This window comes from Luteolibacter algae (genome assembly GCF_042683045.1).
Taxonomy (GTDB): domain Bacteria; phylum Verrucomicrobiota; class Verrucomicrobiia; order Verrucomicrobiales; family Akkermansiaceae; genus Luteolibacter; species Luteolibacter algae.
This window is the reverse complement of record NZ_JBHUIT010000008.1, coordinates 196,913-219,302: the sequence shown is the minus strand read 5'-3', so window position 1 is coordinate 219,302 and position 22,390 is coordinate 196,913. Positions and strand designations below refer to the sequence as shown.

Here is a 22,390-nt window from a genome sequence, read left to right as displayed (position 1 = left end):
CAACCGAATGAGCGACTTCCTTACCCACGAATGCGGCATCGCCGCTGTCCGCCTCCGCAAGCCTCTCGCTTACTATTATGACCGCTATGGCACCTGCCTATGGGGTATGAACAAGCTTTTCCTCCTCATGGAGAAACAGCACAACCGCGGCCAGGACGGCACCGGGATTGGCTGTGTGAAGCTTAACATGCCGATCGGTAAGCCATACGTCCACCGCCGTCGTGGAATCGAATCCGACGCCTTGGCGCAGATTTTCCGGAAAGAGGTGAAATCCTTTTTTAAAATGGATCGCAAGGGCAAGCTGGATAAAACCAGCCCGGAAAGCGTAAAGGAGAACTTCGATTTCGGTGGTGAAATTTTGGTTGGGCACCTGCGTTATGGAACCAGTGGCGATTTTGATGAGGGTTCATGCCACCCCTATCTCCGCCGCAGTAACTGGCCTACGCGGACTCTGATGGTCATGGGTAATTTCAACATGACCAATACGGGGGATCTGAATCATGCCCTGATCAACCGCGGTCAGCACCCGGTCTTCGGCACTGATACACAGACGGTTCTTGAGGAGATTGGCTATCATCTGGATGAGGCCCACACAAATCTCTATCACGAGCTACGTGACAAAGGCGTCCCGGGTGCGGAAATCCCGGATCACATTTCCGAGGCTCTCGATGTCCCGGGCCTCATCGCCCAGTCGGCGGAGCCCTGGGATGGTGGCTATGCTATCTGCGGAGCTATCGGCAACGGAGATATGTTTGTCATGCGGGATCCCCGCGGAATCCGGCCTTGCCATATGCTCATCACCGATGAGGTCATCGCGTTCGCATCCGAGCGGGTGCCCCTGATGACGGTCTTCGAAGCAGAAGCGGATCAAGTCAGAGCGCTGGATCCCGGCTCTGTGATCACCATCAAGGCGGATGGCACTATCAGCGACACCCAGTTCCACACACCGCAGCAGTATACCCCTTGTTCGTTCGAAAAAATTTACTTCTCACGTGGTAATGATCCAACAATCTACCGTGAGCGTAAGGCAATGGGCTCGGCGCTTGTCGACCAAGTCATCGGATCCATCGGCGATAACTTCGATAAAACGGTATTCTCCTTCATCCCCAATACTGCGGAAACCGCCTACCACGGCATGATGGACGGATTGCGGCTCTATCGTCGCCAACAGGTCCGCATGCAGATCCTTGACGGAGCTAAAGACGGAACACTCAGCGCCGAAAAAGTCGATGACCTGATCCTCCGCAATTGGCCCCGTGGTGAAAAAATTGCCCACAAGGATATCAAGATGCGGACTTTCATCTCCCAGGAGAAAGGGCGCGATCAACTCGTATCCCACGTTTACGATATCACATACGGGGCGGTGAAACCGGGTGACAATCTGGTTGTTTTGGACGATTCCATTGTCCGCGGCACCACTCTCAAGAAATCGATTCTCAAGATCCTTGCCCGCACAAAACCCTCGAAGATCGTCATTTGCTCCACGGCGCCACAGATTCGCTATCCCGATTGCTATGGCATCGATATGTCGGAGCTTGGTAAATTCATCGCATTCAATGCCACGGTCGCTCTCCATCGCAGGGCGGGACGACAACATGTGCTGGATCGAGTTTACGAGGAATGCCGTGAAGAGCTCAAGAAGCCATCCAACGAGCGAAAAAACCGCGTTCAGCAAGTCTATGAAGCATTCAGCGCAGACGAGATTTCAGCCGAAATCAGCCGAATGGTTTACCCGGAAGACATCGATTGGAGCGGCGAGGTAGAGGTGATTTATCAAACCATTGAGAATCTTCATGCATCCATCAAAGGACCTTGTGGAGACTGGTATTTCACAGGAAATTATCCAACTCCCGGTGGTTACTCCATGGTCAACCAAGCTTACATCCGTTGGTATGAAGGCTTGGGCGGGCGCAGTTATGATCTGCTCTGACATGGAGATCCAATTCTGATTCCAAATGGGCTGTGCGGATATAGTAAGACTCGCACAGCCCTTTTTTTAAGTCTGATCCTATACTTTTGAGTTTCTGAGTCTCAATGCATTTCCAATCACTGAGACCGAACTCAAACTCATCGCGGCTCCCGCTATGATCGGGCTCAGTAACCATCCAAAGACCGGATACAACAATCCTGCGGCAAGAAGAATTTCCAATACATTGTAGAAAAATGAGAAAATAGGTTTTGCCGGATATTCTTCATTGTCGCGCGGCTTAATCTGATTGCTTTTACAATTCCCCGCAGATCACCTCGGACCAGAGTGATTCCAGAGCTCTCCATGGCGACATCTGTCCCCGTTCCCATCGCGATTCCTACATCTGCCTGACTCAGGGCGGGGAGCGTCATTAATGTCATCTCCTGCCATGGCCACGATCTCACCTCTCTCCTGGGCACTTCTGACATAGCGGGCTTTGTCCGATGGCTCCATCCCAGCCTCTACTGTATCGATTCTGAGCTCCTTTGCCACTACATCTGCAGTAAACTGGCTATCTCCTGTAAGCATGGTAATCGAAAGTCCGAGAGCGTGCAGCTGCCGGACTGCTTCCGCAGAAGTCGATTTGACCGGATCGGCAACAGCCAAGAGACCAGCTGGCGCTCCATTCACAGCTACTAAAACCACCGTATTACCACGACTCTGTAGGTTTTGCGCCTTTTCAAGCAGTGGTGACAAATTTTCAATTTTCTCATTCTGGAGAAAGGCAGCCTTCCCAATCAGAATCTTCCGCCCAGAGACCTCGCCGATCACCCCACCTGCTGTGACCGACCGGAAATTCTTGGGTTCTTGGAGATGTATTCGCCGCTCCATTGCCTCACGAACAATAGCCTCGGCAATAGGATGCTCGCTGTTCTGTTCCAGCGAGGCGGCAAGCCGGAGAAGCTCGGCCTTTTCAAAACCCTTCTCTGTCGCAACTTCAACAAGCTTTGCTTTTCCTTCAGTCAACGTTCCGGTTTTATCAACTACCAAGGTGGTAATTTTTTCCAATCGTTCGAGAGCCTCGGCATTCTTTATCAAGACCCCTTCTTGAGCTCCTCTACCGACTCCGACCATGATGGACATGGGAGTCGTCAGACCCAGTGCGCACGGGCATGCGATGGTCAATACTGCCACGGCATTGATCATCGCCCACACGCTCGGCAATCATCACAAAGCTGCCGTTCCCGTTTACCGTCCCACCACTGACCTTTGCGCCCTTGGTTTTCTCAACCGGTAAGGGTTCACCTGTCAGCATTGACTCCTCGACACTGGATCTTCCCTCAATCAACTCACCGTCCACGGGAATCTTTTCACCCGGAACTACACGTGATCTGTCCCCCACCACGATCTCATCCAATGGGACTTGTTCATCGCCTTCACCCGTAACACTGCGGGCACTCGCTGGAGCTAAATCAAGCAATGCCCGGATTGCGGCACCGGTCCGTTCCCGGGCACTGAGCTCCATCATTTGTCCTAGTAAAATCAATACGACGATCATCGCCGCCGCCTCGAAATAGATCGGTATCATTCCCCGCTCTCGCATGCTTTCGGGAAAAGTCCCCGGGGCAAGCATTGCAATTACGCTGAAGGCATAGGCGGCGCCGACGCCAATCGCGATGAGTGTGAACATATCAAAATGCCGGGAGACCAGCGATTTCCAGCCTTTCCGGAAAAACGGTAATGCCGCCCACAGCACTACCGGAGAACAGCAGTTCCCGGGTGGTGCCGAGCCTTTCTTCTCAAAATTTTTGTTCATATTCATTCACTTTCGGAATCTACCGTCGTCCCGTGAACAAAATCCGCGATCGGGCAGCCGATGGCTTTGCCCTTTCCATCGCACTGCCGCACCAATCTGGACAGTGTTGCTTCCATGTCGCTAAACGGTGGATCTCAGAGCTCGCTCAATGGCTTCTTCATATACTGCTCGTCCCGTAGTTTCCTCAGATATTCCAGGTATTTTCTCTGGGCTTCCAGGCTCTCGCCGTCTTTCACCGGCGCAGGATTGGGCCCATAGCTGGCAACCTGCGCAGGAGCAGTCGTGCCATATTTCTTCCAAGGGCCGTATGGGACCTGCCCGTCTTCGACAAAACGCCAGTGGACCTTTGTGCCGGATTTCACACCAAGATAGTCCCGGATCGAAGGCGAGAGATCGATCCCCGCAGCTCCGTTCTGGGTCGCCTTCGGCTTATTCTTTCCAAACACGTATTGCCAATCATCCGTCACCCACGGACCACAATCCTCCCATTGCGCATAGCAACTACGATTGTTGTAAAAAATCTGGACCCATCTTCCTTTCAAGACCGTTTTCCCCGGTGCTGGGCGCATCCGGTTAAACCACGGAATAACCTTGGAGGCTTCCGGCTTATGCTTGCTCCAGCCCTGCACATCATTGTATGGGAGAGCTATATAAAAAGGATTTAACTTGGGTATGAAATTCTTTGGGCGAAATTCACCCGTGGTATGATTTGCAATACGGTTTTTCGGATCGGGATCATCATATCCGCCGAAGTTCTCCGCCCATGCTGTATCCCAGGATGACTTGCAGTTCGGAGTGGGATTTCGCTCGGTGGGCTGCTCGCCGCACCAGAAAATTGTAGCGGTTACATAGGTTTTCCAAGGATAGAGAATCCGCGAAGACGGGGCAACCGGACGGGATGGAGAATAGGAGCGGCTGCCTGTGGGGATCACCACACGAGGTGCTCCACTGCCCTGGCTCTGGGCGGAAACAGGCAGTTGAATCGACATTCCAATAGCGAGGACAAGTATTAAATATTTTCTTGGAAAAACAGACATTTATTAAAATCAAGCTTCGCTCTTGGGGTGTTTTTATCCTATGAAACGCCGCGATTCAAGCGAAAGGCACTTCGCAGGCCTCTGCAAGCCCCACGATTTGAATAAGCTCTGGAAAATTCCGTCAAAATCACATCCTACAAAAATTTATGTTCCGTTCACTGACAATATTATCCCTAGGGCTTGTTATGACTCTGAATGCCGGTGTAACCCGCACTTGGAGCAATACCGACGGCACAAAAAGCTTTTCCGCAGAATTCATCAGCCGGCAGAACAATACCGTCACCCTCAAGCGCGAAGGTAGCAGCGAACCTCTGACCTTTGATATCTCCAAACTCAACGCGGAAGATCAACGTTGGTTGAATTTGAACTATCCCCTCGGGGAAAATGGGAAAGGTGAAGCGATGCCGGACGCCAGCGCCGTCTTTGATACTCTGAAATTTGGCGATACACGTGAGACTGTTACCAATAAGCTCATGGCCAGCAAGATGGTAGACAGCAAGGTCCAGGGGATTTTTGTGGGCCGGACAGGTTTGAATGGTATCTACCACACTCGCCAAAAAGTCGGAGGTCTATACTGCTTCTTGTTTTTTGATTGGACTACCGATGGAGAGCTAACCGAAATCACCCTCCAAACAGAGACTAAAAGCGATGCGGAGTATGACACAGTCCTGCAGCCGTGCTGGGAAGAGATGGCAGAGCTGATTGGCCAGATTCACGGGAAGCCGCACCAGCATATGAATATCCCCGGAGCTGACCTTTTGACAGAAGGCTCGATGTTAGCCAGTCACCTGTGGCCCTTGGAACAGGGAGGCACGGTCATGCTGGGAACCTCCAAGATCAACAACGGTTATCAAGTTGTGGTTCGCTTCACCAAGGAAGTGATCAATGCCAAGGTCATTCCCTGATGACACATCTACTTTCCGGAAATTCTGACTGTCTCGTCGACCAATTCGAGGAAGTCATAACGATCCGGGACCAGGCTGTCACCAGCCACCTCGCGGGCTAATCCAAGCATCAGCGACTCATCAAGCATTCCGCTCTTTTCGCCGCGCAACCAGAGTCCGTAGCTGCAGATCAATGCGGCAAATCTGGCGTCATCCGATGGCTCTTTGTCGGCATGGAAATCCAGTGGAATCTCTGGCGCGGGAGCATCATCTACTGTCCAGGTAAGTTTCCCCAATTCCGTGTCGTTCGTTTCCACGATGATGCCCAGATAAGTATCCGCGCCTGCGGACAAGCTCGACACCTTGGCTCCGGAGAAGGTAGCGGCTGAGCCATTTGCATAACCCAGCAGACGATATGCGGTTACCGATTTCTCATCCGGGATGTAATTCACGGAAATCTTCACTTCACGCTCGCGAGAGCCCTTTACGCTCACGAAGATCAGCTTGCTGGAAGGTTTCCAGGGGCACGGCATTATTTCCGCACCGAGTGAACAATGCTTCCACAAAGCTACAGCCTCTTTGGCACGAAGCGGAAACGCATTGAGCAATTCCTCGATTCTAACATCTTCCGGAGCCGGCATTTCCCGCTTCTCCCGGACCGTTTGCGTGATGAGAGATAGACTGCGTTTTCCCGCTTCCAAAGGGAGATTCATAATCGCCCCATCGTTTTCCGTTTGACGATAATTGACGCCATTTTCCCGGGATTCCAAGGAATCAACCGATCTAGTGGCCACCTGCCTGGTGCCCCGCCCGCCACCGGTGGAAGGAATCAACGTCAGAATAAAGATCCCTACAGCGATGATTGCCGCAGCTGCCAAAGGCATCATCCAATTTGTCTTTTTACTCTGATGGGATTTCAACGGAGTGATCTTTCCGTTTCGCGATGCTTCCCGAGCCGCCTTGAGGACCGCATTTTTTTGTCGCGGCAATAGCACCTCATTTTCGTTTCCAAAAAGCTCGAAAAGTTCCTTTTGGGTGCGTTCCGCTTCCTTGAGGACCAAGCCAAGCGCCGGCTCAGCTGCCACCGCATGCTCGACCGCCAGCGTTTCTTCCGGGCTCAATTCACCCAATAGATACGCAGTGATTCTAGGATCGTCCTGTTGCAGTTTCATGTTAAATTTTTACTTTTTCCGGCATCCACTCACGCATGCGTTTCAGGCCCGAGTGTATGAGAAACCCAATGTTTCCCTCGCTCAATCCGGTGATCTTGTGAATTTCCTTATAGCTCATGCCTTGTTGGAACTTCAGCAGAATGACCTCCCGCTGATTCTTGGGCAAACGCTCCATGTATTGTAAGACCTTCGAGAGAGTTTCCTCTTTCTCCGCTTGATCGTCGGGTGAGGATTCCACTCCAGCGACCTTCTTCCAGCGGATCTCATCGAGCGGCTCGATGCGTTTATCCTTGCGTAGAATATCGAGACAGCGGTTTCGACACACCGTGAAAAGCCAGGTTTTGAGGTATTCCTCCACCTTTTCCGGATCCTGTTTGCACAGCCGGATAAACGTGTCTTGCACCACATCCCGCGCGCGATCGAGATCGTATAAATAGGTTCTAGCATAGCCGATAAGTGCGGATTCGTGATCCGTCACTGCCTGCTCGATGAACGCCTCAAAGTCTTGTGGTTTCATCGTATCGGCGGCTTCTGATTCACTTCCACCAGCGACAACGTGTGAGGTTCCAATTTCCTTAGAATTTTTTTGCTCCCGTCCTGTCATCTAATGAAATAACCCAGATGTTCCAGCTCCAGCGCCAAATCGACATTGTTTACCGTCACGTCCGCGGGAACTTCCAGCATGATCGGAGAAAAGTTAAGAATCCCTTGGATCCCGGAGGCGACCAGACGGTTGACCACTTCCTGGGCGAAGCCAATCGGAACGCACAAGATCGCCAATTTCACATCATTATTGAAAATGAAATTTTCCAATTCCGTCACGTCATGCACCGGAATATTGAGTGTCCGGGCCCGGGCTTCATCTGGCCGTGCATCGAAGGCCGCAATCACTTCGAAACCTTCTTTCTGGAAGCCGTGATAGCGCAGAAGCGCGGAGCCAAGGTTACCCGCGCCAACGAGGATGACCGGTTGTAAGTGCTCGCGCCCAAGGGCCTCACGGATGGTGGCGATCAATCCATCCACAGGATAACCCAGACCCCGCGTGCCGAATTGACCGAAGTATCCGATATCCCGCCTGAGCTGTGCCGGTTTTACCCCGGCGGCTTTTGCAAGAGTCGTCGAGCTAACAGTATCCTGCCCGTTGTCTTTTAGTTTCTGGAGACAACGGTGATAAATCGAGAGACGGTAGATAGCCTTTTTGGGAATATCCAGCCTCTCTGGCTTTTCAGATTCCTCATCCACAATAGGTTTCACTAGAGACTCTCAGGCTGTTGCAGCAAGGCCGCAACTCGATTTAACAACATTCCCGCGCCTCCTCCATCGACGACCCGGTGATCAAAAGTCAAAATAAGTTCGGCTTCCGTGGCTGGAATAAACGTTTCCACTTGCTCGCTCCAAACCGGTTTTTTCTTTCCAGCTCCTATCCCGAGAATGAGCGTCTCGTTTGGCAGCGGAATCGGAGTGCCAGTGGTGAGACCAAAGGTCCCGAAATTTGTCACCGTAGCAATACCACCGCTGGAATCTTCCTCGGTGAGACGGCGGCGGCGAGCGCGATCTACCAGATCGTCATATTCGGCGATGAGATCGGAAATCGATTTCTGATCCACCTTTCTTACGGTGGGGACGACCACGCCGTCCTCGACCTGCACTGCCACCCCGATATCAAATGAACGTGGATGGACGACTTTTTCACCAATAAGGTATCCGGCGGTCATCGGCTGCTCCTTGAGAGCAACGGCAAGTGCACGCAGCAGATAGAGTGTTAGGCCCGGCTTGGGATCCTGCTGACGGCGGTGATCCAAGACGCGATCGAGCAACACAGGGAGCCCTACTGTCGCCAGCGGTCGTGTCCAACTACGTCTCATCGCATCCGCAACCGCCATACGCATCGGGGAAGCGGCCGCGCTTGGCCACGCATCCAGATAGTCAAGGAAACGCTCCAGATCCTCCACCGTGACACGCCCACCTGCTCCGGTGCCGACGATGGCTGAAATATCAGCTTCCCGCAGCCCCAGATCATCCATACGGGCACGCATTCTCGGAGAGATATAGTGGGCACCCATCACACCTGTCGGCACCGGCAGGCCCTTTACGCTGGGAATGATACTCGGGTCTTCCTCATAAGAGTCTCCGTCCAGGGCGAAATGCAAATTTTCTTCATCGTTGGAGCTAGGCTCCGGCTGTGTCTGATTCCTTGCCTCCAGACTCTCCACGGTATCAACTCCGGTGCGGGCGACTTCATCTTCCGTGACTTCCAAAAAGCCCAGCAGAGACCCCACGGAATAGGACACTCCTTCCACCGCGCGTAGCTCGGACACCACGCCATCGCAAAGGGTCGTGACTCCCATCACGGCTTTGTTTGTCTCTACTTCGATGATTTCCTGATCCGTTTTAACATTATCTCCCACGGACACATCAAGTCGTATCACCGTAGCCTCGGCGATGGATTCCCCAAGTTGCGGCATCAGAATAGGAACAGTAGGCATATGATTATTTCAAACTAGAATGATAACAGCTTTCGTAAAGCGTCGCAGATGGATTCAGGCGTCGGCCGATGAGCCGCCCAGAGCTTGGGATGATACGGGACGGGAGTATCTCTGGCATTCAGCCTTTGAGGAGGCGCATCCAGCAGGTGAAATCCCTCCTCGGTCACTTTTGCCACGATCTCCGCAGTAACACCACCCCAGGGGAAAGCTTCGCCGAGCGCCAGAAGCCGCCCCGTGCGGGCCACGGAAGCTAATACCGTATCGAGATCCAGCGGCTTCACCGAGCGTAGATCAACCACCTCGATCTCCCAGCCATCAGCCTGTAGGCGATCTGCGGCGCGCACCGCTTCATGAACCATTGCACTGTAGGTTACTACTGTCGCGTGCTTCCCGGGGCGGGCTATCCGCGCCTGGCCGATCGGAAGATGCTCACCTTTGATGGATTTCGCCTTCAGCCAACGATACAGAAATTTATGTTCACAATAGAGCACCGGATCGTCGAGTTTCACCGAGTCGATCAGCATGTGGTAAGCATCCGAGACAGTCGCCGGAGTCACCACCACCAAGCCGGGATACTGCGCATAGATCCCTTCCATGCTCTGGCTGTGGAAAGGACCGGATCCCGGAGTGCCGCCGGAAGGTAAACGCACGGTAATTGGGATCGGCATCCCTGTCCGGTAGAAGTGGGTCGCCGCCTGATTGACTATCTGGTTGAAAGCAATCGAAGAAAAATCCGCAAACTGCATTTCCACAATCGGTCTCATCCCTTCAATTGCCGAGCCAACCGCCAGGCCTATCATCGCATCCTCCGAGATCGGGCAGTCAAATACCCGGTTCGGAAAAGCTTCTGCCAAGCCCTTGGTGGCCTTGAATGCACCGCCAAAGCTCGCAATATCCTGGCCATATAAAAACACGCGTTCGTCCTCACGGAGTAGTTTCTCCTGAGCTTCTCTGATGGCATCAATATAAGTTACGCTCACAATGGGTTGGTAGGAAATTTGGTTGAAAGCGCAGTCCAGTCCTCCCGATACGGATCCGGCACGGCTTCTTGTTGTGCCTGAGCGACAGCCCGTTGCACCTCCTCGGCGGTTTCATCCTGCCACGCTAGAATATCATCGACAGTCGCATGGCCACCATCAATCAGCTGACGGATTCCAACTTCGATACAGTCTCTACCATAGTGGCCGTTTTTCGCAGCTTCCGGCACATAGGAGCCATCATCATGCTCGCCGTGCCCGCCAAGCCGTAACAAATGCGCTACGATCATCTGTGGTCCGCCGCCGGAGCGCGCGAGCTTCACCGCCTCATTCACCACCGAAGCACACGCAAGGAGATCCGTTCCATCCACGGAAAAACCGCCGATCCCATAGCCGCGCGCTCTTTCCACGAGGTCCGCACAAGCGAATTGGCGCGTATTCGGCGTTGAGTAGGCAAACTGATTGTTCGCAACTACCACAACCATAGGAAGTTTTTCCACGGCGGCAAGGTTCAGGCCTTCATGGAATGCTCCGGTAGAAGTCGCGCCATCTCCCACTGATGTCGCGCCAACACAACCGTCCAAAGTTCCTTTCAAGCGTTTGGCAAAGAGCATCCCCGCAATCAGAGGAACCTGAGCCCCAAGGTGCGAAATCATTGCCGGCATCCCCATCTCGGGCCGACCCCGGTGGATATTGCCATCCCGGCCTTTCATAGGTCCTTCCACGGAGCCAAGGTAAGTTCTTGTGCAATCGATCAACGGCTCTCCAAATGCGGTTCTTCCCGCCTGATCCCTGATCAGAGGCGCAAAGCAGTCCTTCCCCTGAACCAGAGCAGTGCCAAGCGTTCCACTGATCGCTTCCTGCCCCCTTCCAAGGTAGACTCCACCTACAATTTTCCCCGCCTTATAAAGACTGGAGAGTTTGTTTTCCAAGATTCTGGCTCTCAACATAGAGCGAAAAGCCGAACGCAAAAAATCACCGTCTACAGACATATTCATTCCAAAGGGTTTCTCTTCCGCACCAAGCACGTGCGAAGCTAAAACATTGCCGCCCCCCCCTGCAACCGGATTCCTCAGAAGTGTGGAAAATGACCGGACACGCTAGTCGGCGCTCTAGCGCTCTAAAATCGCATACGCTCCAGCGACATTTTTCGCTGGAAAATACCAGCCTGTTAGGGGCGTATGGAATTCAGATAGCCAGCCCAACCACCAAATTCGCTCAAATCCCGTGCTCCGATGGTAGCTCTGGGCTCCGCGATGAAGCCACATTTCTCTCTTCCATCGGCAAGAAGCACCTTGCCGACTCCCAATGGCGCCGGAATTTTGCTCACAAAATCCCCGAATTGCTTGATGCCCAATGACCAGACTTCAACAGCTATCTGCACGCCGTCCTCATTTACCCGGATCAATGCCGGTCTTTCGGGGAGCCTATTACCTTCCGGAATGAGATACATCCTATAGCAATCCGCAGTTCTGCCTTTCGAGACAAGGCGTCCGCCGCGTTCGGTCAATTGCCAGTTGAGAGACATCCCTTCCAAATGGGCTCCGCAAACCACGATTTCTATTGCGTCGAAATTCACATCCGAAATTTCAGGAACCTCCCGCCCTATGCGGCGTTCATACCTTGCGCCTAGTTCCAGTAGCGCCCTATCTGCGGCAGGTTCGGCAAATAATGTGACGCCCCATGGCAATTTTTGCTGATATCTTCCCGCAGGCAAAGCCAATGCAGAATAGTCCAACAAATTCATAAAATTCGTATAAGTTCCAAGAACCGAATTCAGCTTCACCGGCTCTTCCGAAACCTCCTCAAGCGTGAAATTCCGCGGAACGGTCGGCAGCATTACGAAATCCAAACCAGCCATCTCCCGATCCGCCAACCGTTTGCACTCGGCAAGCTTGTATTTTGCCTCGAAAAGCTCGCTAGCCTTGGGAAATTCTCCTTTTTCGATAATTTCACGCGTCACCGGAAAAACGGAATCCGGATTTGTTGCCAGAAAATCTTTGATTCCCACATACCGCTCGGCAACCCAGGGACCTTCATAGAGGAGACGCGCCGCGGCGAGAAATGGCTGGATATCAACCTCAACCGCTTCTCCGCCAAGTTCCACAAACGCTTGTTTGGCGGCTTCGAAAAGTTTCCCGGCATCGTCCCATCCGAAGTATTGCAGATCCTTTGGGCGCGGGATTCCAAATCTGAAGCCCTCTCCGAAGCGTTTCCATTGATGCGGTGGCGTGCGGCTCCATGCCTCTTCGCAATCCAGCTTCGCGGTAACCCCGAGCACCGCATCGGCGTCCGCGCACGAATTGGCGAAGACCGATATACAATCCAGCGATTTGCAGGCATCTACGACACCTCTCGTAGAAACAAACCCACGGGTTGGCTTCAGCCCAATCAGCTCATTGAAGGCTGCCGGAACCCTGCCCGACCCTGCGGTATCCGTGCCCAGTGAAAATGGCACCAGCTCTTTTGCCACGGCGATAGCAGAACCACAGCTGGAGCCGCCGGGTAGATACTTCTCATCAAAAGCATTTTTCGGCACCGGATACGGCGTCCGGACTCCCACCAATCCTGTGGCAAATTGATCCAAATTGGTTTTCCCAAAACAAATCGCTCCAGCAGCTTGCAATAGCTTCACCGCTGTCGCGGATTCTTCCGGCAGATAAGAATAATCCGGACAGGCAGCAGTCGTCGGCATTCCGGCAACATCGATGTTATCCTTCACTGCATAAGGGATCCCGAAAAGTTTTCCATCTACAGGAGCTTCACGTAGTTGTTTCAGAATATCATCCCAGCCAGCTTTCGTGATGAAGATCCCCTTGTCCGGCTCGTCCCGGATAGTTTCCCAAACCCTTCGAAGGATCTCCTGAGTGTCGCCGCCGGCCGCATAGGCTTGTTGGAATTCCGCTAGAGTTTTCATATTAACTTTCGACTTTCAGAATGAGCAACGGATCGCCAGCCTTCACCATCGCACCCGGTGTGGAAAGCACTTTCACGATGGTTCCCGCTTTCAATATTGGCACCACCATCTCCATCTTCATCGCTTCCAGAATAAGGCCCGTCTGGCCTTCGGTGACTGTGTCACCTTCGCCAACTTCGACTTTCCAGACACTGCCCATCATCGGAGAATCCACGAATTCGCAGCCCTCTGGTAGCTCGATCGCGGAGCTCTCGACTTTCTCTTCGCCGACGTCTACCAGATTCAAACCCGCCTCTTCCCACCGCTGGCGCTCCTCGGCAAATGCTTGACGCTGATGAACACGGAACTTTTCAATTCCTTCTGCCTCGGTATCCAGGAACGACAGATATTCACCCAGTTTAAAGCGCTCGATCTCGATACGTGGTTTGAACTCACCGGTGAGAATTTCACGGCGTAGCTCAAGCAACTTTTCCGGTGAAACCTCCTCCCACTTCAGGCGATCGAAGAAGCGAAGCAACCACCGTTCATTGAACACTTCCGTCTCACGATATTTATTCCAAATCGGCGTGGTTCGTCCGACGAACTGGTAGCCACCAGGACCTTCCATGCCATAGATGCAAAGATACGCACCGCCAATTCCCACGGCATTCTCCGGCGTCCATGTCCGTGCCGGATTGTATTTGGTAGTGACCAGACGGTGACGTGGATCAAGCGGCGTTGCCACTGGAGCGCCAAGGTAGACATCTCCCAAACCCATTACCAGATACTCCGCCGAATATACGATGTCTTTGACTTCGTCTACCGATTGCAGTCCGTTGATGCGGCGGATGAACTCGATATTACTCGGGCACCATGGCGCATCCGCGCTGACGCCCTTCATGTAGCGGTCGATAGCTACCTGTGTGCTCGGGTCATCCCAGGCCAGCGGCAGACGAACAACGCGGCTTTCCACTTCCGCCTCCTCTAGTGCAGGTAACTCCTGTAAACCCAGTAATAATAGGTCGACCACTTCCTTCTCAGTGGTCACCCACGGATCGTAATGCACCTGAAGTGAGCGGATACCCGGCGTCATATCGACAAAACCGTTCCGTTCTTCTCCGCGTAGCCACTCGTAAAGCAGGTGGACCAGGAATCTTAATCGCAGATCCAAAATCAGATCCCCGATCTCCAGGAGGACATACTCATCACCGGCACGTCGCATTACCACTTCCTCTCCCTGCACTTCGCTGCGGGCTACGATCATGCTTTCCTTCTCTCCTGCCGATAGCCGTGGATACACCCCACCTTCTGCTATCCATTCTTCCACTCGCTGCGCCTGCTCCCGGGCAGCTTCCAGACCGACAGGAATGAACTTCACACGATCACCCGGCTTCAGCTGCCCCATCTTCCAGAGCTCGGCCTCGATGATTGTAACCGGACAGACAAAACCGCCCAGACTCGGCCCATCCGGCCCCAGAATAACGGGCATATCCCCCGTAAAATCAACGGCACCGACAGCATAGGCATTGTCATGGATATTCGAGGGATGGAGGCCGGCTTCACCGCCATCCGCACGCGCCCACTTCGGCTTTGGTCCGATCAAGCGGACACCTGTTCTGGCGGAGTTAAAATGCACTTCCCATTCCGTCTCGAAAAACATCTGGATGTCTTCCTCTGTGAAAAAGTCCGGTGCCCCGTGCGGCCCGTAAAGCACACCGATCTCCCATTTCCCATCGTAACAAACTCCCGATCTATCGATGAGAAGCGGAGCATCTTCTTCACAAGTCCCGATTTCCAGAACGTCTCCCGCGACCAGTGCCCGACCTCCATGCCCGCCGAATTTACCGAGGGTAAAAGTCGACTTGCTGCCTAAATATTCTGGCACGTTGATTCCGCCGGCAATTGCCAGATAAGAGCGGCAGCCATTTTCCGCCTTGCCCATTTCGAGCAATTGGCCGGATTTTATTTGGACAGCCCTCCCGCACTCGATTGGCTCTGCGTCGATCGTGGCAGACATCCCGGAGCCAGTGATCGCAATCACGGCATCGAATCCGAAACGCATGGATGGCCCCATCATCGTGCATTCCAAAGCTGCCGCATCGCTAGTATTTCCTACCAATTGATTCGCCAAACGGAATGCCAGGGAATCCATCGGGCCGGATGGCGGGACTCCCACATCCCAGTAGCCGAGACGCCCGGGCCAGTCTTGCACCGTGGTCATAGTGCCACCTTTTTGCACCTCGATAATTCGTGCTTTATAAGCCAAGCTTTCCAGCCATTTGGTGCTCACGCCGCCTGCTCGGAAATCTTCACTGGTAACGATCTGGTGCAGATAATCCAGGTTAGTCCGGATGCCACCAATACGGGTCGCTTCCAAAGCATCGCTCATCTTTGAAAGAGCCTCGTCACGATTTCCCGCCTTTACCTGGATTTTCACCAATAGCGGATCATAAAAGGTGCTTACCTCTGTGCCGGCGGCAATCCATCCATCACAGCGAACCCCCTCAGGGAATTTCACTTCAGTGATCAGTCCCGCGCTCGGAAGGAAGTTTTTCGCAGCATCTTCCGCGTATACCCTGACTTCCATTGCCGCACCTGTGGCATCGATTTTCTCGATTCCATCGATCGGATTATCTCCTGCTCCCAGCCTTACCATCCATTCCACCAGATCCACCCCAGTCGCAAGTTCTGTAACGCCGTGCTCAACCTGTAGACGGGTATTTACCTCCAGGAAATAGAACTCTTCACGAACTTTATCAAAAAGGAATTCCACAGTGCCAGCCGAGCGATACTTAAGGGATTCCCCGAGACGGACTGCTGCCGAAAACAGCTCTTCCCGCATCTTGTCTGTCAGGCCTGGTGCCGGAGTCTCCTCTACCACCTTTTGGTTTCTACGCTGTGCCGAGCAATCGCGCTCGCCAAGCGCCAGCACACGACCCTCCCCGTCACCGAAAATTTGCACTTCGATATGGCGTGCCGATTCCACGAAACGTTCGAGGAAGACTCCGGCTTCACCGAAATTTGCCTTCGCCAGTCGCACTACTTTTTCGAAAGCTTCCCGTAATTCCTGTTCGTCGGCGCAAACCTGCATACCAATCCCGCCACCACCCGCTGTGCTTTTCAGCATGAGCGGAAAACCAATTTCCTTTGATTCATCAATCGCTTCTTCCAGCGAGGCCACGAGTCCAGTGCCCGGACAAAGGGGAACTTCAGCTGCAACCGCTATCTCCCGCGCGGTATGTTTCAGGCCAAATTTCCGCATGGATTCCGGTGCAGGTCCCAGCCAGCGGCAGCCGAGCTCTTCACATTTCTCCGCGAAATCCGCGTTTTCACTGAGCAACCCATATCCAGGGTGAACAGCCTCCGCACCGCTTTGCCGGATGATCTCCAGGAGCCTTTCGACATTCAGATAACTTTGATCCACCGGGCTCGCGCCGAGCAGATATTTCTCATCGGCCTCCAGAACGTGCTGAGCCTCTATGTCCGCCTCCGAATAAACCGCGACAACCTCGACGCCCAGATCGCGCAACGTCCGGCTTACCCGCACCGCGATTTCACCACGGTTCGCTATTAAAACCTTTTTAAACATATATAGTATTTCCGCTAAGTTTCAGACCGTTTGCTTATGGTTCCCAGATCAAGACTTCCACCGGTGTCGGATTCCATCCGTTGCATGGATTATTTAACTGCGGGCAGTTGGAAATGAGTGCCACCACATCCATCATCGCCCGCATTTCCACGTATCTTCCTGGTGCGGAAATCCCGTCTTCAAACTTCAAACCACCTTCGGGAGTTACAGGGACATTCATGAAGAAATTGATATTACAGGTGATGTCCGCCTTGCCGCCTCCCATCTCTTGCACCCCTCGGATGAAACTATCCCTGCAGGCATGCATCGGCTCCTTTTCCAGAGCATACCGCATCGTGTTACTCTCCCGTGAACATGCTCCGCCCAATGTGTCATGGCGGCCGCAGGTATCTGCTAGGATTTCCAGAAGAACATTTCCCCGGTTGGAAATCAATTGGGAGCCATCGCCGAGATACAACCCACCCTGCTTTTTGATGGTATCGCTCGCGCTGTATTTCTCAGAAAGATCGCCAGCTTTGTAAAACAGTGTGTCCGCCGCTTGGTTCCCCTCCAGATCATGAATCCGGAAAATCTCTCCCGCACGAATGGTCTTCCACCAATAATCTCCCGCACCGATCACGGATCTATAACCTGCGGCACTTACAATTTGTTCGCTCTCTCTCATACTAAATCCCAAGTTTGTAATAGTTTTCCGTATTGATAAATGCCCGACCATTTTCCGGATGCGAGCACCTGCACTCATCGTCTTCAGCTACGGGATCTACCGTTTCAAAGACCTCCATCAGCACAGGCTTCGGCTGATATTGCGGACTAGGATCAAGCGGATGCTGACAAATATTCATCACCACGAGCGCATCCATTTCCATGCGCAGGCAGACAAAATCCCCGACCTTGGAATTTCCTTCCGTAAAGCTGAGTTTGCCGTCTTCGTCACTGGTCACCTTGCTGAAAAAATTCACATTTGGCTGCCAATCCTTCTCGCCGAGCCCATGCTTTGCCAACTCGATGAGAAAGCATTCCGCGCCGTTGCGATACCAGTGATTGTGAGCTTCCTGATAGGTTTTTTCACCGTATTTGGCTTTCACTTCAGCCGCATCCGTCGTGCCGCAAACGGTATCGTGCCAGCCAACGGTATCCTTGATGATTGATGCGATTATCCGCCCCATATCTGTATGCAAGCATATCCCCTGCGTGAGATAAAACACCTGCTGCCCTTTCAGGGTATCCGGCATGTTGTAGCGTTCCGTGCGCTCGTGATGATTATATAACATCATTCCCAGATTTGCTCCGCCTTCCAGATCGGTCAGCTTTAATACTTTCCCCCGGCGTATCACACCGGACCACATCCCCGCTCCCTGCAGGTTCTTTTCATATATCTTGTTCATGTCGGAAAAAGTCATTGGGGGTTGGCAACCTTGGCATGAAGCGGTGGCATCAGGTGCGGACTCAGCGTCAGATTCGCACTCTTCACCCCTTTGCAGGTGATAAGTTTGTTGGTGATTTCCCGTAATCTCCGCGCAGGTCCCTGCATCAGGATCACCTCGAGAACATGCTCCTCCTCCAGCAATACATGCTGTGATGATATTACCTCGTGGACATGCTCCCGGCAGATGCGCGAGAGGTCTCTCAAGAGACTGCTCTTGGATTCGTCATAAACCAGGCTCAGCGTCCCAGCCATGATCTCGGTGCCAATTTTCCCCAGATGCTCAGCCGCATGGGCATGAATCATCTCGGAGATCGCTTGGGAGCGGCTATCGAAGCCACGCTCAGTCACCACACGATCCAGCGCCCTGAACGTGTCTTCCGCCATGGAGACGGTTACCCGTTTTAAACCTTCACTTGATTCGTTAGCCACATCGACGGAAAAGCAATCCGTAGGCCAATATGAAGTTTTTTTAATTAGTTCATACCGAACCAATTCCGATCCGGTTATTTCAGGTGCTTATCAAGGAACTCCATCGCTGCCGCGAGCGCTTTGCCTTGAGAGAGAAATGCGCCAATGTGTCCTTTCCCGTGTATCCAGAAAACCTCATGCGGGACACCGTTTTCGACCAATTTGTCTTCCATCTCCAGCAAGTGGTCAGGGCTGACCAGTGTATCCTTTTCCCCATGATAAAGAAAAACTGGCGGGCTGCCTGCTCCCACATCGTTCACTGGAGAAGCCTCCCAATATTTCTCCGGAATATCTTCCACTCTACCGCCGAGAAAATTCCTGATAAGATCTCCTCCCGCGTAGTAGGTCAGATTGGAAGGCGCTCCCCCCGCGACCACGGCCTTTACATCCGCTTCCCCCTTCATCGCGGTCAACATCCCGACATAGCCACCGGCCGAATAGCCGAAAACTCCGATTCTATTGGGATCAATACCGTTTTCATCCGCATGGTCTCTCATCCACCGCAGCGCAGCGCGAGCGTCAACAAGAGGTGCCGGATAGGTCCAATCCGGCGCCATCCGGTAGGTGGCATTGAAAACGACGTATCCCCGCTGTGCCAAGCGTCGGGCGATCCCCGCCATCTGCCAGCGGCCGTCATCGCCAATTCTACCATCCCCGTGAAGCAGCAGGATGGCAGGTTTCCGACCGGAAGTTTTCGGTTGATACAGATCACCTTCGTTCAATTGCATCCAATCGCTCTGGGCATAGGCCACATTTCTGCGAACCTTATACCCCGTAGCAACGCATGAAGGTAACAAGGATAATCCTACCGTCATGAGAATAATCTTACCCAGCGCATGTATCCGAAACATTACTTCCGATACAGCGCATATCCGCTTCGGTCAAAGCACGGATGGATTTATCCCAATTTCGCCGCCTTGATCTTCTCAGCCATGTATTTCTGGAAATGCCAGATCGGCTCTTCCAGGTGGCTCAAGCGACCTTGCTTGTATGAGACCGACCGCATTCCACGCTGAGTCGCGGCACAGACCTCCATATCTTCCATGTGGAAAGCGATACCACCCTTCACTTCCTTGCTACGTATCTCATCGTAATTCTCCATGTTCTTCGCCTCCTTCGAGACGATCATGGTCGTCATCAATGTGCAGGTCTCCGGTCCCGTAGGCAGCAGTCGATACCAGTAAATACGATCCGGTGCAGTAAATAGCAGGAAGTTCGGGAAACCAAGATAGACACCCCATTCCAGCAAATCCTTTTCTTCCAATCCAGGGAAAACAGGAAACGGCGTGCCTGCATCACCAGTCGCTTTGATATTCTCCTGCATCTCAGCTTTAAGAGGCAAATGCATTGCTGAAAACTCGGGATCGAAAGGTTCGGTCCAGCAGCCTTTTGCAGGCAGGAATGGTTCCAGAGTTTTCATATGAGCACCTAGATGATGGTAGGCTTCCATGAAATTTTCCAACAGGATCTTCCAGTTGAAATCACACTCCCAATGCTGCGACCACACCAGCTCCGCATCCGACATATTCCATTTACCGACGAATTCGTCTTTGAAACGCGCATATTTTTCCGCGATCGGCGGCACATCCTCCGATAACGTTACGAACACAAATCCTTCCCAGATCTCGCTCCGATAATTGTGCAGACAGACCTCGCTGCGATCAAAGCCTTCCGCTTTCTGCATCTCTGGTGCTCCGATCATTTCTCCGGCCAAGTCGTAACTCCAGAGATGATATGGGCAGAGAATCACGCGCTTGTTACCCTCATCAGGATGGCCAAAGCCACTCGGCATCACATCCATTCCACGATGCCTGCAAACTCTGGAAACCACACGAATTTCCATATCCTTTCCACGCACTACCAGCATCGGTTCCCCGCCGACATCAGCCCTGACAAAGTCTCCTGCTTTAGAAAGCTGCGATACATGGCAGAGGGAAATCCAATCCTTCTGAAAAATCTCTTTCTTCTCAAAATCCATGAAATCCGGATTTGTATATAGATCCGGCGGCATTGACTCCGCCCGCTCACGTGGTTTCGCAGCTGTCTCCAGCACCTTTGCATAGAGTTCTTGATTCATCGTATTTTCTCCCGCCAAGTCCATTACTGTATTCATAGTATTTTTTTATTATCGATTGTATTTTATTTCAAACCGCTCTCTCAGCCTGTTGCCGATCCAGCGGTTCACATCCCAAAGATTTGCAACCGGCACACAGGTGAAAGGTGCGGCCTGCAAGTATCCATCCGGCCCGAACTCGGGGGTCATTGTCACTTCCTCAAACCCACGTTTCTCCATTGAGCTCCAGACGACATCCCACCACGCTTCGTGCGCGCTAAGTGCATAATGATACTCCGGTGCCCGGGGGTCCGGGACTTGCGGCCCTTGTGAATACCCGACGCGCGGCTGTATGTGATATGCATGTTGCGCAGCCAGCTTCAGAATCTCTGGCTCCTCGTTCAGAATAAGCCGCTCAGTAACCACACACCAGTGGCTGAAATCACAAGTCAGCTTCAACTTTGGTAACTCCAGTAGGATCTCCCGCATCAACCACGGATTATGGCTGTATCGTCCCCGATGAGTTTCCACTGAAATTCCGATTTCATACTGCTCCTCCAGCGTCAAAACCCCTTCGTGGAACTTCATCGCTTCGCGGAAACTCCAGGCATCATAGCCGCCCATGGTGTTCACAAACCGTGGTTTCCCCTCCACACTACGGAGAATTCCCTCCTCCAAGGAGGCAAGGTGCTCCTCCGCGGTCTTTCCAGGGACAGGAACGAATACTCCGGATGCCGTGCAGGTGCTCACTTCAGCAATCCAATCCATCCCTCCATTTGAAAGCTCGGAAAAGAACTCCGCTCGCTCGACTTTATCGACAGGTGCCGGTGCTTCGATTCCTTGGAAATCTGCCTCTATGGCTAATCCCACTGCCTCTGGAAACATACCATCGTGACCCCAAACTGTTTTGAATAATTTTGCTTTCATTAAATTTCACCTTAAAAATCTTTTACCACTCGCAGTCCGAGATTGTCCCACCGCGCATTCTCTGGCGCCCAATCACGCCACGAAGCCCGGAGAACCCGCGGCAAATGATCCCAGCCACCGCCTCGGACCACACGGCATCCTTTTTTACCTCCTACTATCCATGCAGTAGTATCGGCTGGCGCCGTGGCGAATCCCGGGTGCCACAAATCCATCACCCACTCACAGACATTCCCGATCATATCGGACAATCCGAAAGCATTTCTCCCGTAGGATCTCACTCGACACGGCGTCCCTTTTCCCACCTGGAATCCGAACTCATCATAGAGATAATTCGCATCGCCGGTGGAGATATTGGAGCATCCGGGAAAGATCGTGGAACTGCCTGACCGACAAGCGTATTCCCACTCCGCCTCAGTCGGTAAACGGTAACCCGCCCCCAACTCCCGGCAAAAAGCCAAAGCATCATGGAAACTCACGCACACGACAGGCGCGGCATCATCTAGATACGGGATATTTCCCGCAGGTAAACTCCCCATCACCTCTAGCCAGAGAGACCTCGTGACCGGTGTTTCCGACATCAGGAAACTCTCCCGCACTTCCACGTAGTGTAGCGGTAACTCGATTTCTGTGACGAATTTGTCTTGCTCCACGCCACCCATGACGAAGCTCCCGGCTGGGATTTCGATCATTCTTGGCTCCCGGGATGACTCCCCCGCGTCATTTGGCTGACATGGACTCATCATTGAATGA

18 protein-coding genes and 1 pseudogene are annotated in these 22,390 nt (G+C 52.8%); 2 read left to right on the top strand and 17 right to left on the bottom strand.

From position 1 onward, the window contains the following. Positions 1 to 7 precede the first annotated feature (7 nt). On the top strand, positions 8 to 1,930 hold the full coding sequence (locus tag ACFSSA_RS07750) for an amidophosphoribosyltransferase (protein WP_386819857.1): 1,923 nt from the start codon (positions 8 to 10) through the stop codon (positions 1,928 to 1,930). Between the two features lie 78 nt (positions 1,931 to 2,008). On the opposite strand, the pseudogene ACFSSA_RS07745 reads toward ACFSSA_RS07750, so the two are convergent. Beyond that, positions 2,009 to 3,674, bottom strand: a pseudogene (locus ACFSSA_RS07745) (copper-translocating P-type ATPase); the annotation flags it as partial. A gap of 185 nt (positions 3,675 to 3,859) precedes the next feature. Then, on the bottom strand, positions 3,860 to 4,714 hold the full coding sequence (locus ACFSSA_RS07740; protein WP_386819856.1) for a hypothetical protein: 855 nt from the start codon (positions 4,712 to 4,714) through the stop codon (positions 3,860 to 3,862). Positions 4,715 to 4,908: 194 nt separating this feature from the next. On the opposite strand from ACFSSA_RS07740, the gene ACFSSA_RS07735 reads away from it, so the two are divergent. Beyond that, entirely contained in the window at positions 4,909 to 5,667 is a 759-nt protein-coding gene (locus ACFSSA_RS07735) for a hypothetical protein (protein WP_386819855.1), read from the top strand. An 8-nt stretch (positions 5,668 to 5,675) separates the two neighbouring features. Here ACFSSA_RS07735 and ACFSSA_RS07730 read toward each other — a convergent pair whose 3' ends face one another. The 15 genes from ACFSSA_RS07730 to ACFSSA_RS07660 form a co-directional block, all read right to left on the bottom strand. Further along, entirely contained in the window at positions 5,676 to 6,818 is a 1,143-nt protein-coding gene (locus ACFSSA_RS07730) for a VWA domain-containing protein (protein WP_386819854.1), read from the bottom strand. A 1-nt stretch (position 6,819) separates the two neighbouring features. After that, positions 6,820 to 7,335 (bottom strand): RNA polymerase sigma factor, encoded by a 516-nt coding sequence (locus ACFSSA_RS07725; RefSeq protein WP_386819853.1) that lies wholly within the window; start codon positions 7,333 to 7,335, stop codon positions 6,820 to 6,822. 83 nt (positions 7,336 to 7,418) lie between these two features. Further along, entirely contained in the window at positions 7,419 to 8,072 is a 654-nt protein-coding gene (locus ACFSSA_RS07720) for a redox-sensing transcriptional repressor Rex (RefSeq protein WP_386819852.1), read from the bottom strand. After that, entirely contained in the window at positions 8,072 to 9,304 is a 1,233-nt protein-coding gene (locus ACFSSA_RS07715; RefSeq protein ID WP_386819851.1) for a dihydrolipoamide acetyltransferase family protein, read from the bottom strand. Before ACFSSA_RS07715 ends, ACFSSA_RS07720 begins: the two co-directional genes overlap by 1 nt. Positions 9,305 to 9,318: 14 nt before the next feature. Next, positions 9,319 to 10,284: an alpha-ketoacid dehydrogenase subunit beta gene (locus ACFSSA_RS07710; RefSeq protein WP_386819850.1), complete on the bottom strand. Its 966-nt coding sequence runs from the start codon at positions 10,282 to 10,284 to the stop codon at positions 9,319 to 9,321. After that, complete coding sequence (locus ACFSSA_RS07705) at positions 10,281 to 11,231, bottom strand: thiamine pyrophosphate-dependent dehydrogenase E1 component subunit alpha (protein ID WP_386819849.1); 951 nt, start codon at positions 11,229 to 11,231, stop codon at positions 10,281 to 10,283. Before ACFSSA_RS07705 ends, ACFSSA_RS07710 begins: the two co-directional genes overlap by 4 nt. Before the next feature lie 221 nt (positions 11,232 to 11,452). Continuing rightward, on the bottom strand, positions 11,453 to 13,198 hold the full coding sequence (atzF, locus tag ACFSSA_RS07700; protein ID WP_386819848.1) for an allophanate hydrolase: 1,746 nt from the start codon (positions 13,196 to 13,198) through the stop codon (positions 11,453 to 11,455). Between the two features lies 1 nt (position 13,199). Continuing rightward, positions 13,200 to 16,766 carry an urea carboxylase gene (gene uca / locus ACFSSA_RS07695; RefSeq protein WP_386819847.1) on the bottom strand — a complete coding sequence of 1,189 codons (3,567 nt, stop codon included), beginning with the start codon at positions 16,764 to 16,766 and terminating at the stop codon, positions 13,200 to 13,202. Between the two features lie 34 nt (positions 16,767 to 16,800). Next, positions 16,801 to 17,430, bottom strand: a complete 630-nt coding sequence (locus tag ACFSSA_RS07690) for an urea amidolyase associated protein UAAP2 (protein ID WP_386819846.1) — start codon at positions 17,428 to 17,430, stop codon at positions 16,801 to 16,803. Position 17,431: 1 nt separating this feature from the next. Further along, positions 17,432 to 18,151, bottom strand: a complete 720-nt coding sequence (locus ACFSSA_RS07685; RefSeq protein ID WP_386819845.1) for an urea amidolyase associated protein UAAP1 — start codon at positions 18,149 to 18,151, stop codon at positions 17,432 to 17,434. An 11-nt stretch (positions 18,152 to 18,162) separates the two neighbouring features. After that, the gene (locus ACFSSA_RS07680; protein WP_386819844.1) at positions 18,163 to 18,621 is read right to left on the bottom strand and encodes a CopG family ribbon-helix-helix protein; all 459 of its coding nucleotides are present in this window, start codon (positions 18,619 to 18,621) and stop codon (positions 18,163 to 18,165) included. Positions 18,622 to 18,695: 74 nt separating this feature from the next. Continuing rightward, positions 18,696 to 19,475 carry an alpha/beta hydrolase family protein gene (locus tag ACFSSA_RS07675; protein WP_386819843.1) on the bottom strand — a complete coding sequence of 260 codons (780 nt, stop codon included), beginning with the start codon at positions 19,473 to 19,475 and terminating at the stop codon, positions 18,696 to 18,698. Between the two features lie 83 nt (positions 19,476 to 19,558). Beyond that, positions 19,559 to 20,773, bottom strand: coding sequence for an aromatic ring-hydroxylating oxygenase subunit alpha (locus ACFSSA_RS07670; RefSeq protein WP_386819842.1), 1,215 nt, complete (start codon positions 20,771 to 20,773; stop codon positions 19,559 to 19,561). A gap of 12 nt (positions 20,774 to 20,785) precedes the next feature. Continuing rightward, positions 20,786 to 21,640, bottom strand: a complete 855-nt coding sequence (locus ACFSSA_RS07665) for a sugar phosphate isomerase/epimerase (protein WP_386819841.1) — start codon at positions 21,638 to 21,640, stop codon at positions 20,786 to 20,788. Between the two features lie 11 nt (positions 21,641 to 21,651). Beyond that, complete coding sequence (locus tag ACFSSA_RS07660) at positions 21,652 to 22,383, bottom strand: formylglycine-generating enzyme family protein (protein WP_386819840.1); 732 nt, start codon at positions 22,381 to 22,383, stop codon at positions 21,652 to 21,654. Positions 22,384 to 22,390: the final 7 nt, after the last annotated feature.

What these genes read in the sequence shown, in the direction of transcription:
- ACFSSA_RS07750 (WP_386819857.1), top strand. Translation starts at nt 8, where the DNA reads ATGAGCGACTTCCTTACCCACGAATGCGGCATCGCCGCTGTCCGCCTC.
- ACFSSA_RS07665 (WP_386819841.1), bottom strand. Translation starts at nt 21,640, where the DNA reads ATGAAAGCAAAATTATTCAAAACAGTTTGGGGTCACGATGGTATGTTT.
- ACFSSA_RS07735 (WP_386819855.1), top strand. Translation starts at nt 4,909, where the DNA reads ATGTTCCGTTCACTGACAATATTATCCCTAGGGCTTGTTATGACTCTG.
- ACFSSA_RS07675 (WP_386819843.1), bottom strand. Translation starts at nt 19,475, where the DNA reads ATGACGGTAGGATTATCCTTGTTACCTTCATGCGTTGCTACGGGGTAT.
- ACFSSA_RS07685 (WP_386819845.1), bottom strand. Translation starts at nt 18,151, where the DNA reads ATGAACAAGATATATGAAAAGAACCTGCAGGGAGCGGGGATGTGGTCC.
- ACFSSA_RS07730 (WP_386819854.1), bottom strand. Translation starts at nt 6,818, where the DNA reads ATGAAACTGCAACAGGACGATCCTAGAATCACTGCGTATCTATTGGGT.
- atzF (WP_386819848.1), bottom strand. Translation starts at nt 13,198, where the DNA reads ATGAAAACTCTAGCGGAATTCCAACAAGCCTATGCGGCCGGCGGCGAC.
- ACFSSA_RS07715 (WP_386819851.1), bottom strand. Translation starts at nt 9,304, where the DNA reads ATGCCTACTGTTCCTATTCTGATGCCGCAACTTGGGGAATCCATCGCC.
- ACFSSA_RS07740 (WP_386819856.1), bottom strand. Translation starts at nt 4,714, where the DNA reads ATGTCGATTCAACTGCCTGTTTCCGCCCAGAGCCAGGGCAGTGGAGCA.
- ACFSSA_RS07725 (WP_386819853.1), bottom strand. Translation starts at nt 7,335, where the DNA reads ATGAAACCACAAGACTTTGAGGCGTTCATCGAGCAGGCAGTGACGGAT.
- ACFSSA_RS07690 (WP_386819846.1), bottom strand. Translation starts at nt 17,430, where the DNA reads ATGAGAGAGAGCGAACAAATTGTAAGTGCCGCAGGTTATAGATCCGTG.
- ACFSSA_RS07660 (WP_386819840.1), bottom strand. Translation starts at nt 22,383, where the DNA reads ATGATGAGTCCATGTCAGCCAAATGACGCGGGGGAGTCATCCCGGGAG.
- ACFSSA_RS07670 (WP_386819842.1), bottom strand. Translation starts at nt 20,773, where the DNA reads ATGAATACAGTAATGGACTTGGCGGGAGAAAATACGATGAATCAAGAA.
- uca (WP_386819847.1), bottom strand. Translation starts at nt 16,766, where the DNA reads ATGTTTAAAAAGGTTTTAATAGCGAACCGTGGTGAAATCGCGGTGCGG.
- ACFSSA_RS07705 (WP_386819849.1), bottom strand. Translation starts at nt 11,231, where the DNA reads ATGTTGAGAGCCAGAATCTTGGAAAACAAACTCTCCAGTCTTTATAAG.